Source organism: Pseudomonas sp. GP01-A4, from assembly GCF_058780865.1.
This window is the reverse complement of record NZ_JBYSWF010000043.1, coordinates 1-11,777: the sequence shown is the minus strand read 5'-3', so window position 1 is coordinate 11,777 and position 11,777 is coordinate 1. Positions and strand designations below refer to the sequence as shown.

At 54.3% G+C, this 11,777-nt stretch carries 10 protein-coding genes and 1 tRNA gene; 9 read left to right on the top strand and 2 right to left on the bottom strand.

Annotated elements, in window-relative coordinates; genetic code table 11:
- Window positions 1-2 precede the first annotated feature (2 nt).
- The 6 genes from ihfA to AC3WKX_RS22160 all read left to right on the top strand — a co-directional run bounded on the left by ihfA (window position 3) and on the right by AC3WKX_RS22160 (window position 9,607).
- A complete protein-coding gene (ihfA, locus tag AC3WKX_RS22185; RefSeq protein ID WP_002553164.1) occupies window positions 3-305 on the top strand; it encodes an integration host factor subunit alpha in 303 nt (100 codons plus the stop codon).
- A complete protein-coding gene (locus tag AC3WKX_RS22180; RefSeq protein ID WP_003219935.1) occupies window positions 286-642 on the top strand; it encodes a MerR family transcriptional regulator in 357 nt (118 codons plus the stop codon). The genes ihfA and AC3WKX_RS22180 overlap by 20 nt, the downstream gene beginning before the upstream one ends.
- A gap of 90 nt (window positions 643-732) precedes the next feature.
- Window positions 733-809, top strand: a tRNA-Pro gene (locus AC3WKX_RS22175).
- A 319-nt stretch (window positions 810-1,128) separates the two neighbouring features.
- Window positions 1,129-7,758 carry an anti-phage protein ProA gene (gene proA, locus AC3WKX_RS22170; RefSeq protein WP_102605111.1) on the top strand — a complete coding sequence of 2,210 codons (6,630 nt, stop codon included), beginning with the start codon at window positions 1,129-1,131 and terminating at the stop codon, window positions 7,756-7,758.
- Between the two features lie 303 nt (window positions 7,759-8,061).
- Window positions 8,062-8,955 (top strand): hypothetical protein, encoded by an 894-nt coding sequence (locus AC3WKX_RS22165; protein WP_256344009.1) that lies wholly within the window; start codon window positions 8,062-8,064, stop codon window positions 8,953-8,955.
- 31 nt (window positions 8,956-8,986) lie between these two features.
- Complete coding sequence (locus tag AC3WKX_RS22160) at window positions 8,987-9,607, top strand: hypothetical protein (RefSeq protein ID WP_102605109.1); 621 nt, start codon at window positions 8,987-8,989, stop codon at window positions 9,605-9,607.
- Between the two features lie 53 nt (window positions 9,608-9,660).
- On the opposite strand, the gene AC3WKX_RS22155 is transcribed toward AC3WKX_RS22160, so the two are convergent.
- Both AC3WKX_RS22155 and merR read right to left on the bottom strand, forming a co-directional pair.
- Window positions 9,661-9,915 (bottom strand): TonB-dependent receptor, encoded by a 255-nt coding sequence (locus AC3WKX_RS22155; RefSeq protein WP_256579801.1) that lies wholly within the window; start codon window positions 9,913-9,915, stop codon window positions 9,661-9,663.
- Window positions 9,916-10,220: 305 nt separating this feature from the next.
- The gene (merR, locus tag AC3WKX_RS22150) at window positions 10,221-10,652 is read right to left on the bottom strand and encodes a mercury resistance transcriptional regulator MerR (RefSeq protein WP_003425050.1); all 432 of its coding nucleotides are present in this window, start codon (window positions 10,650-10,652) and stop codon (window positions 10,221-10,223) included.
- 71 nt (window positions 10,653-10,723) lie between these two features.
- Between merR and merT the strand changes: the two genes are divergently transcribed.
- The 3 genes from merT to merC all read left to right on the top strand — a co-directional run.
- On the top strand, window positions 10,724-11,074 hold the full coding sequence (gene merT, locus AC3WKX_RS22145; RefSeq protein ID WP_003425049.1) for a mercuric ion transporter MerT: 351 nt from the start codon (window positions 10,724-10,726) through the stop codon (window positions 11,072-11,074).
- 17 nt (window positions 11,075-11,091) lie between these two features.
- Entirely contained in the window at window positions 11,092-11,367 is a 276-nt protein-coding gene (gene merP, locus AC3WKX_RS22140; RefSeq protein WP_003425048.1) for a mercury resistance system periplasmic binding protein MerP, read from the top strand.
- Window positions 11,368-11,379: 12 nt separating this feature from the next.
- Window positions 11,380-11,777, top strand: a 398-nt coding sequence (gene merC, locus AC3WKX_RS22135) for an organomercurial transporter MerC (RefSeq protein WP_078467800.1), incomplete at its 3' end; no start/stop codon positions are given.

The window sequence follows — 11,777 nt, the reverse complement described above, 5'->3', positions numbered from 1 at the left end:
GTATGGGGGCTTTGACGAAAGCTGAGATGGCGGAACGTCTGTATGAAGAGCTGGGCCTGAACAAGCGCGAGGCCAAGGAATTGGTCGAGCTGTTCTTTGAAGAAATCAGGCACGCACTTGAAGACAACGAACAGGTCAAATTGTCCGGTTTCGGCAATTTTGACCTGCGGGACAAACGCCAGCGGCCTGGCCGCAATCCAAAAACGGGAGAAGAAATCCCGATCACGGCTCGCCGTGTGGTCACCTTTCGTCCAGGGCAGAAGTTGAAGGCCCGAGTTGAGGCTTATGCTGGAACCAAGTCATAACGACGAACTGCCCGTCATCCCAGGCAAACGCTACTTCACCATTGGTGAAGTCAGCGAGCTTTGTGCGGTAAAGCCGCACGTGCTGCGCTATTGGGAGCAGGAGTTTCCTCAACTCAACCCCGTCAAACGCACCGGGAACCGTCGGTATTATCAGCGCCAGGATGTGCTGATGATCCGACAGATCCGTGCGTTGCTGTACGACCAGGGGTTCACCATCAGCGGCGCGCGCCAGCGTATGTCCGGTGATGAAGCCAAAGACGACACCACCCAATACAAGCAAATGATCCGCCAGATGATCTCCGAACTCGAAGATGTGCTGGTGGTTTTGAAGAAGTAATTCCGGCTTTTAAAATACTTCCACATTTCAAAAGCTTGCGGTATATTCCTGATCGCTTCGTTGCGAAGCGAACCCAGTAACACGCCTAGTCGGGGCGTAGCGCAGTCCGGTAGCGCACTAGCATGGGGTGCTAGGGGTCGAGTGTTCGAATCACTCCGTCCCGACCATATAATTTAAAAAGGCCGCGAGATTTATCTCGCGGCCTTTTTATTTGCCTGCATTTTTACCCCCTCCCCATAAAACAGCCGGCTATGAATAGCTTTCGGATGTGGATTTACCATCGAATCTGTTCTGCGAACATCAGCCTCGGCCTGATATCAGAGATCAATAGATGGGGATCCGATGACGGCATGAGAAGTTAGTGACGACCAAAGGCACATTACGGCTCTCCCTAGAAGAGATATCATCCCGCCATCAGCTCAAGAGGGGCCTCCTGGCCGGACAAATCCGGCACTCCCTCGAGCATCACGACAAGGATTGTTGCGCATGGACGACATTGTTCAGCCCCTCACGCTCCCAGAAGAAATCCAGCCTAAAGACGTAAAAATCCTTGCCACTCTGGTGGCAAAGCTGAACCTTGCGGATTTTCAGAACGCCATTCCTGTGATACGCGAGCTTCGCATATCGAACGAAACGAGTGATCGTTTCGTCAATGCGACTCTTACGCTTAGCTCGGCCCCCGAGGTGTTTAAGTCTAAGATCTGGCGGATCGACGAGATCGCTGCAGATAGCTTCCGGGTCATACCTGGGCTTGATCTTGTCTTGGACGGCCCGTTGTTGAGTCGCCTGACAGAGTCAGAAATGTCGACCTTTACGTTTGTCCTCGAAGCCGATGACAAGGAGGCGAAGAGCGGTCGCAAGGAAGTTGCTCGGCTTGAACAGGTCGTAGACCTTTTGCCCAGAAACCAGTGGGGCGGATTGCGGCATTTACCAGATATGACTGCGGCTTTTGTTCAGCCGAATGATGCAGCGGTTGAGCGGTTGCTCAAACAGGCAGCCGAGTTGCTTCGTCTTAGCGATAAGCCGTCCGCACTTGACGGATATGAGGGTGGCCCCAAAAGAGCTTGGCAGTTGGCGTCGGCAGTGTGGGGCGCGGTGGCGCGCATGAAGCTCGACTATGCGTTGCCGCCGGCCAGCTTTGAACAATCAGGACAGAAGATTCGTAGCCCCAGTCAGCTTGCTGACTCCGGGTTGGCTACTTGTCTCGACCTGACTCTGCTTTTCTGCGCAGCATTGGAGCAGATTGGTCTTAACCCCGTGATCGTATTCACCCATGGTCATGCTTTTGCTGGTTTGTGGCTTAAGCCAGAAGAGTTTACAACTGCCGTGGTGGATGATGTCACTGCAGTACGTAAGCGGGTGAAGCTTCAGGAGCTCGTGCTGTTTGAGACCACTCTTATTACCCACGCCTCGATACCGCCATTCTCTTATGCGGTAGAGATGGGCACGAAACAGGTAGCCGAAGACGCTGAAAGTGTTTTCGAGATGCTGCTAGATATCCGTCGCGCCCGTTTGCAACGTATCAAACCGCTCGCCAGCTCAGAGGCTCAGATTGCACGTGTCGCCGTTGCTGAGTCTGATGAAGCCCCATCGCTTCTTGTGGAGGAAGGGATTGGCATCGCCGATGACAATATTAAGGTGCAGGTTGAGGATCTGTCTAAGCTCGACCCAGCAGATCGCCTCGGCCGGTGGCAGCGAAAGCTTCTGGATCTGTCGCTTCGAAATAACTTGCTCAATTTCAAAATGGGTAAGCGAGCGCTGAAGCTTGAATCTCCTGATCCCGGTGCTCTTGAGGACATTCTTGCAAGTGGACAGTCTCTGAAGCTGCTTACCAGGCCTGACCTGATGGATGGCGCAGATCCGCGTGAGCGCACACTCTATGAACAGCGTGAGCGAGAAGATGTTCGCCGTCGTCATGCTGAAGATGCTCTCAAGCGTAGGGAAGTATTCGTTGCGCTGACGTCCGCCGAAATGGATGTCCGGTTAACTGAGTTATATCGAAGCGCTCGTACTGCTTTGCAGGAGGGTGGCTCCAACACGCTTTTCCTGGCCATCGGTTTCCTTAGTTGGACGCGTGAGGATAGAGCTGGGCAGAAGTACAAAGCGCCACTGGTCTTGGTTCCTGTCACTTTGGAGCGTAAGAGCGCACGCTCCGGATTCACCATGGTGCTGCACGATGATGAGCCTCGTTTTAACCCGACTCTGATCGAGATGCTGCGTCAAGACTTTGAGCTGGGCTTAGGTTCGCTGGAGCAGGAGTTGCCTCGGGACGACTCCGGTCTGGATATCGTAGGCATTTGGAACAAAGTTGGTCATGCGATTAAGGACATCGCTGGCTGGGAGCTGAACGAGGACGTTGTGCTCTCGATGTTCTCATTTGCCAAGTATCTCATGTGGAAGGATCTTGCCGAGAATGCAGAGCACCTTCGACAGAGTCCAGTAGTCCAGCATCTTCTGGATACGCCACGGGATTCGTTCATCTCCGATACCCCGTTTCCGGAGGCTGAGTCTCTGGACCGTGATTACGGCCCGACTGATGTGTTCTGCCCACTGCCATCTGATTCATCTCAGCTTGCGGCTGTGATGGCCGCAGCCAAGGGTAAAGACTTCGTTCTCATCGGCCCACCTGGCACGGGTAAAAGCCAAACGATTTCCAACATGATCGCCCAGTCGATCGCTCAAGGGCGCCGGGTGCTGTTCGTGTCTGAGAAAATTGCTGCCCTGGATGTCGTGTACCGGCGCTTGCGTGAAATCGGTCTGGGTGAGTTCTGCCTTGAACTTCACTCCAGCAAAGCTCGGAAAACGGATGTCCTTGCTCAGTTACAGTCGGCTTGGGAAGCGAAAGGGCAGGTAGATGCTGCCGCATGGGAGGTGGAAGCGCAGCGGCTCGCGTCCCTGCGTGACAGCCTCAATATTTATGTCGAGCGTCTGCATCGCCGGCACCGCAACGGCTACACCATCTACGATGCCATCGGGACGGTGACATCGGGTGTTGATGAGGCAGTAGCTCCACTTGGTTGGCCATCTCCGGAAACGCATGATCAGAAGGCCATGCTTGAACTTCGAGAGTTGGGCGACCGCCTTGAAGTGAACGCACAGGCTGTGGGTTACAGTCAGCTGGCAGGCAACGCTTTGTCCGGGGTAGGCCAAGCAGAGTGGTCGCCTCATTGGCAGCAACAATTCGTGCAGGCGGCTCGTGACGTGCTTCCCGCTGTGCTTGAAGTCCAGAGAGCTGCCGATCGCTTTGTTGAGCTGTCTGGGCTTCCTGTTACGGAGTACACCCCAACAGCGCTTGAGGGGCTATCGATCCTTTCTCGAGCACTTCCTGCTGCCGCTGGGCATGATTGGCGTTTCGCACTGCGCCCCGATGCTCGCTCGATTTCTAAACGCCTGAGTGACGGCTGCACTTGGGTCGACGAACACCGGAACATTAACTCCAGACTCTCATCCTTCTGGTCCTCTCGTATTACTGCTGAAGCTAAACAAGGCATTGATCTGCTGCAGCAACGCCGCGCTACATTCGTTGATCTAGGCCCGGCCTGGCCAGAAAATGTCACTGACGTTCTCGGGCAAGCTGTCACATTGCTGCGTCAGATAGACGACCTCAAGCACCAGCTAACGGCGTCCTACGGGGATGCGATTGAAGTACTTGATACCGAACTCCTACTGCGCGAATGGAAAGAAGCGGAGGAGTCTTTCTGGCCTAAGTCCTGGTTCGGAAAACGCCGCATCGCTGGGCTATTGGCGCCGACGCAGACGTCAACAGGTGAAGTCGACAATGGCAAGGATCTCGCTACTTGGTCAGAGATTCGGTCGGTGCGCAGAGCAATCGATGAGCTGGAGCCAGGTCATGAGTGTGTTGCTGTTTGGCAAGGTACCAAATCCGAAGCAACGCATCTCGCGACAGCGATCAAGCTGCAAGAGGCTATTCGGCTTCAGAAAAGTAACGCTGCTTGGATCGATGACGGCTTGCAGATGGTTGAGCAGGGCCAGCTAGGTGATGAGCTGAGAGAGGAACTTCACCGGCTGCGTGCGCTGACTCGTCTCGATGCGGGGTTAGATGAGCTGGTTGATCTCAGCTCAGCAACTAACTCTCTTTGGAACGGGTTGACCACGGATATTGACGTGCTGACTGCAGCTCTGCGCTTCCAGGCTGAACGACGTGACATAGAAGAATGTGGCCGACTTGTCGACGACCATCCTTATGTAGAGGAGGGGCGTTGTGGCTCGTCGTTAAAAGCAGATTTTGAGTTGCTTAAGAACAGAGCAGCAGTTGAGCGAGAGTTGGTAGATCTGGCCGATTTGCGAGAAATCGTTCCTGCCTGGAATGACCTGAAGACGAAAGTTGACGTCGTGCGCAGTGCGTCAGCGTTTCAGGGGGAGATAGCTACCGCGGTGGCGAAGCTGGCACTCAATCCTGAGCAGGTCGCGGCCTACAAAATACCGCTTCAAACTCTGTTGGGGGATGGTAACGCACTACTTGAACCGGAGGCTGCTATAGCCAATGCCGGTGTTGCTCTTCGAGAAAAGCTTGAGTTGCTACAGGCACGAGCGGCGCACCTGACGGCTGTCGGTCATTTCACCGAAATGGGCGTCATCGAAACCGCTCACCTGGCGCTACGTGATATCAAGACAAACTGCGAAACTGTTGTTTCGTCTGAATCGCGCCTTAAGGCATGGTGTGCTTGGCGGAAGGTTCGCGATGAAGCTTACGCTGCCGGCCTGGCGCCGATTGTTCAAGCTATGGAAACAGGAGGCATCGCCTTTGGAAAGGTCCGTCGTGTATTAGAAGTAAATTATGCTCGCTGGTGGCTGAACACGACGGTCGACAACGAAGAGGTGATCCGGACGTTCGTCAGCGTGGAGCATGAGCAGCGCATTCGTGATTTCCGGGCTTTGGATGACAAGTTCACCGAGTTGACCAAGGACTGGCTCCGGGCTCGGCTATGTTCCGACCTACCAAGCCAAGACAGTGTAAGTCGCTCTTCAGAGTGGGGAGTCCTGCGACATGAGATGGGCAAGAAGACTAAGCACATTCCATTGCGGGAGCTGATGAGTCGTGCGCCAGAAGCGCTAACCAAGCTGACTCCATGCTTGCTCATGAGTCCTCTATCCATTGCTCAGTATCTGCCTCCTGCCTCAACGCCATTCGATCTCGTTATCTTCGATGAGGCATCTCAAATACCTGTCTGGGATGCCATCGGCGCCATGGCCCGAGGGAAGCAAGTGGTGATGGTGGGCGACCCCAAACAGCTCCCTCCAACTTCGTTCTTTAACCGCGCTGAGTCGACCGCTGAAGATGAGGATGTAGAGGCTGATCTCGAGAGTATTCTGGACGAGTGCATCAGTGCCAATCTGCCAATGCGTAATCTTAACTGGCACTACCGTAGCCGCCACGAAAGTCTGATCGCTTTCTCGAACCAGCGATACTACCAGTCGAAGCTGGTGACCTTCCCATCACCGTTTACGGCCGACAAAGCAGTACGGTTATGCCCAGTCCCGGGTGTATATGACAAGGGTGGGGCGCGAACAAACTTAATTGAAGCAAGATATTTAGTTGCTGATTTGGTTGCCCGCCTACAGTCTCCGGCCTTCCGCGAAAGCGGTCGGACCGTGGGGGTCGTAACCTTTAACGGCGAGCAACAGAAGCTCATCATGGACATGCTGGATGAGGCTTGCCGGAAAGACCCATCACTCGATTCGTATTTCGCTGAGTCCGAGCTGGAGCCTGTGTTCGTCAAGAACCTTGAGAGCGTTCAAGGCGATGAGCGAGACATCATCTATTTCTCGACCACCTACGGAAAAGACGCTGCCGGTGTGCTGTCCATGAACTTCGGTCCGATGAACCGCCCTGGTGGTGAGCGTCGACTGAACGTGGCAATAACCCGTGCTCGCCAGGAGCTTGTGGTGTTTTCGACCTTGCGCCCAGAGCATATTGATCTAGCTCGTACGCAAGCGATCGGGGTTCGAGATCTTAAGCACTTCTTGGAGTTTGCAGAGCGTGGTCCACGGGCTCTCGCAGAAGCTGACTTTGGTAGCGTGGGTAGTTTTGACAGCCCATTCGAAGAGGCAGTTGCAGCGGCCTTGGCTAAAAAGGGATGGCAGATATTTACCCAAATTGGCGTTTCCTCCTTTCGAATAGACCTTGGGGTTGTCCACCCTGACGCACCTGGACGGTACCTTGCCGGGATTGAATGCGACGGCGCTACCTATCACCGCAGTGCGACCGCTCGTGATCGTGACAAACTCCGTGAGTTTGTACTGCGTGGACTTGGCTGGGAGATTGTTAGGATATGGTCGACGGACTGGTGGGTTGATGCAATTGGAACTGCCGAAAAGGTACATCAACGTCTGAACGGACTCCTTGCTGAGTCCCGAGCCAAGCAGGCTGTCATCGACGCCGCTCAAGAGGCAGAGCGACTGAAAATCGACGCAGCTATGGCTGAGGTCATTGAGGTAGTAAGTCAGGTTACTGTGGTCGCCACAGTCGATAGTGTGGGCGAATCCAATGACCCCTCAGGTGCGTTTCCTGATTTGAAGTATGCCAAGTCGGCATCTGTCAAACCAGATGAGGATGTCCTGGCTTTTGCTCGTCCCCTTGAATATTTGATTTACAAAGAATCCGACCCTCGTCAGGCGGTAAGGTTGGTCGATCCAGATCAGTTCTTTGAGGCGAGCTACACGGAAACGCTGGAGCAGATGATTGCTCATGTCGTGGCGGAAGAGGGACCGGTTCTGGACACGGCGCTTGCAAGGCGCATTGCCCGCGCTCATGGCTGGGTACGAACCGGCTCACGGATACGTGATCGCGTTGACCAAATTGCCCGGGCGCGATTCCGCTCACATGAAGAGGAACAGACAGGAGTCTTTTTCTGGCCGACTCATATCGAGTCGGATGCCAGTGTCGTCTTTCGTAAGCCCGGCGATGAAGACACCACGAGAGGGCTATCTGAAATCTGCCTGCCAGAACTACGTGCTTTGGTTGACGAGATGGCGCAGCGGGGGCACGAAGGAGAGGCCCTAATATATGCGGTCGCGAAGGAAGCTGGTGTAAGCAAGCTTGCTCATGCTGGACGTCAACGGATTGAGAGGGCCGTACGTCTAATGGCGGAGTAAACGAGAAACAAGGGGGCCGTGAAGGTCCTCTTACTTCTGGGAAACTGAACGTGCCCTTGCTCTGAGAAGCGTAGAGTACAAATGCGTTTTTTATGGGCTAACTGATGTTTCGGTTACGAAATGCGCAGGTGATTCAGGCAACGCTAGGAGTTATATTAATGTGCCGTCATATGAACGTTATGGAGAGTCGTGATGGGTTGGAAAGGGACTGTACGTTCGCTGCAAGCGTCTGCGCGGCGATCGGAACGAAACGCTCATCGCCGTCAGCGCGAACTTGAAAAGCGACAGAAAGAGTACGCAAAGATGGAAGCGCTGGAGCAAGCAGCGTATGAATGTGAGGTTTACGAAAATCACGTAGACATCCTCCTTTCGATGCACAAGGAATGTGCCGAGCCCGTAAAATGGAAGCGACTTCTCTCCAACCCTGAACCTGGACAGCCACTCAAAAGCAATACTCTCGAGCAAGAAGCTACGCATGCGGCCGCTACATATCACCCCAATTTCTGGGCTCGGCTCTTCAAGCTAGAGGCTCGTCAGCGTATAGCCCTGGTAGGCAAGATTGGCGCCGCGAAGGCGGAAGACGAAAGGCGATATCAGGCTCAGCTTGATGGATGGAAAACTGCCCATACCGAGTGGGCAGAGGAGAGGGACATTGCTATCCGTATCCTTGATGGTGATCGTCAGGCCAAGCTAGATGCCATCGAAGCTTTCGAGTCGTTTGCAGAAATATCACACCTCGGCTCAGCTATTCAGATGATTGTTCATGAAGGTGGTGTCCTAGAAGCCAAAGTCGCTATCCATGGCTCCGACGTGATTCCTGCCGAAATCAAATCTCTACTCAAAAGCGGCAAGTTGTCGACCAAAGCTATGCCAGTTGGTCGGTTCAACGAACTCCATCAGGACTACGTGTGCAGCTGCGCGCTGCGAGTAGGTCGAGAGTTGTTGGCAATCCTGCCGGATGACCTGGTCATCGTCACCGCTCTTGACAATGTGCTCAACAGCTCGACAGGTCATATGGAGGAACAGCCAATTCTGAGTGTTGCGTTCTCTAGGTTAACTGTTGACGGACTTAACCTCGAAACCATCGATCCATCTGATGCTATGAGGAATTTTGTCCATAACATGAGTTTCAAGAAGGGCGCCGGATTTTCGGCCGTTCCTGCCCTTGATGCTCAGCGCTTCGCCGTAACCATCTAACGCCTAAGGCAATCCATACATAAGGACGCTCATGACCCCTCCATCTCAACCTGTCCGCAAGGTACTTCGAAAAAAAGTAGCTGAAGAATTCACCCCTTTCGACGTTGTTATCACCGCGATTAACTGCACAACAGACGGTGCCGATTTTGTGATCGGAGGTGCTAAGTTTCCGGACCGGAAAGAGACGTTGACTATTGGAACATCTGTTCTAGTCGACGCCGGTAGCGACGGTTATTTACAACTAAGGCTCATGGGCAGCAGTTACAGCGAAGCAGATGTTTTGCTTACTGGCGTGTCGATTCAGGCTCAATTGTTCGGTAGCATCGAAATCGAGAGTCAACAAACCTCGTTTACACCCCAAGATATAGCCAGGATTCAGCAGGGGTTTAAGCAGGTACTCGATGAGTTAAAGAGCAATGCCGATGTTAGCGCACAACAATTTGCGATACTGAAAAACCAACTGGATACGGCTGCACAGGCAGCTAACCGTCTTAGCCGAAAAGATTGGGTTATTTATTTTCTAGGTATCCTGGCGTCGGTCACCATTTCGGCTGGCTTCTCTTCAGATGCTGCGAAAGCGTTGATGCACGCGGTAGATCATTCGGTCGGGCAAGGGGCTGTGTTTGTCATTCGTCTTCTAGGCAAGATTTGAGTTAAATCGTCGACAGCGCCTAACGGGTTCTGTCGACGGTTGACGCAGAGGCCTCAATAGCGCATTTCCACCGCCACATAAGCCCCAATCCCATCCCCTGGATACAACGACGCCGTATCCTGCCCCTTCGCGTCATACAACGGCTGCACCGCCGTCACGTATTTCTGATTGGTCAGGTTCTTCAAATCCAGCGACACCTTCCAGTCCTTGCTCGGCGTTTCATACCCCACGTTCGCCCCGAAGATTGTGTAGGAGGGCGCATAGAAGCTGTTCGCATAGTCCACCGCCGTACGCGAAGCCGATTGCACATTCACCCCGGTATAGAGTAAGCGTCCGAACTACACCGCCTTGCATCTCAGACCTTAATCCCCTTTAACCGCTGATTGACGCGCTCACACTCAAAAACTGCGAAATTGCACCCCACTTGACCACCCATTTGCGTTGCAACTGACCAATCATTTGCATTCGAAGTGATCAGGACTCTCGGCTCTGTAGGGTAAGAGCGTGGCTAAAAGCAGACCGTAGGTTTGGCCAGTCAACGGGGCTCATTGAGCGCCGCTCTTTTCCTGTTCAAGCCGACAAACAGGGGGGCAATGAAACGGGAAATCGTAGGCTAAGGCGCGAAGTTTTCGTGGCTATCTATTCCATGCAGCGAATCGATCAGCGGGCAGCTAACCGTCCCGTGGCTCGCGCAACAGTCATCAACCAACTGCGCCAGGACCAACTCGATCCGCCGCAGATCCGCAAGTTTCCCCCGCACGTCTTCGAGCTTCTGCTCGGCGTGCACACGCGCATCATTGCAGTGCGTACCGTCATCGAGCCGCAACAGTCCGGCCACTTCATCGAGGCTGAAGCCCAGCCGTTGTGCGGACTTCACGAATTTCACCCGTGCAATATCCGCCTCGCCGTAGCGACGAATGCTGCCGTAGGGCTTGTCCGGTTCGGGCAACAGCCCTTTGCGTTGATAGAACCGAATGGTTTCCACGTTAACCCCGGCTGCCTTGGCAAAGACGCCAATGGTCAGGCTTTCCGCAGTGTTTTTCATACCGCTTGACTCCGTACCTGACTACGGAAATAACCTTAACCCATCGATCAAACATTCGAAAGGTTGAACCCATGTCTGAATCACAAAAGGGCCGTGGTGCACTCCTCGCTGGAGGTCTGGCGGCGATCCTTGCGTCCACCTGCTGCCTGGGCCCGCTGGTGCTAATTGCCCTGGGCTTCAGCGGCGCCTGGATCGGTAATCTCACCGTTCTGGAGCCCTACCGCCCGTTTTTCATCGGCGCGGCATTGTTGGCGCTGTTCTTCGCTTACCGGCGCATTTTCCGCCCGGCTCAAGCCTGCAAACCCGGTGAGACCTGCGCAATTCCGCAGGTACGAACTACCTACAAGTTCATTTTCTGGCTCGTGATGGCACTCGTGCTGGTCGCGCTCGGTTTCCCCTACATCCTCCCGTTGTTTTACTGATCAGGCAGGAGTCTCCCATGAAAAAGCTGTTTGCCGCTCTCGCGCTCATTGCCGTGGTTTCCCCGGTGTGGGCCGCCATCCAAACCGTCACCCTGTCGGTACCGGGCATGACCTGCGCCGCCTGTCCGATCACGGTCAAGAAAGCGCTGACCCAGGTCGAGGGCGTGACCAAGACCGAGGTGAGTTTCGAGAAACGCGAAGCCATCGTGACCTTCGACGATGCCAAGACCAACTCCGAGGCCCTGACCAAGGCGACCGAGGATGCCGGCTATCCATCTACCATCAAGCAATAGGAGGAAATACCAATGAGAAATCCTCTCAATCTGTTCACGCGGATCGGTGACAAAGCCAGTTCCGTCGGTGTGCTGGTTTCAGCCCTAGGCTGCGCCGCGTGTTTTCCTGCTCTGGCTAGCTTAGGCGCTGCAATCGGTCTGGGCTTTTTGAGCCAGTGGGAAGGCCTGTTCATCACCACGCTACTGCCCTTGTTTGCGGCCCTGGCGCTGCTCGTCAATTCCCTTGGCTGGCTCAAACATCGGCAGTGGCAGCGAACTGCACTCGGCCTGATAGGCCCTGTCCTGGTCTTGGCTGCGGTGTTTTTGATGCGGGCTTATGGCTGGCGGAGCGGTTGGCTGCTCTATATCGGTCTGGCCCTCATGCTTGGGGGCTCGATCTGGGATCTCGTGTCGCCCGCCCACCCCCGTTG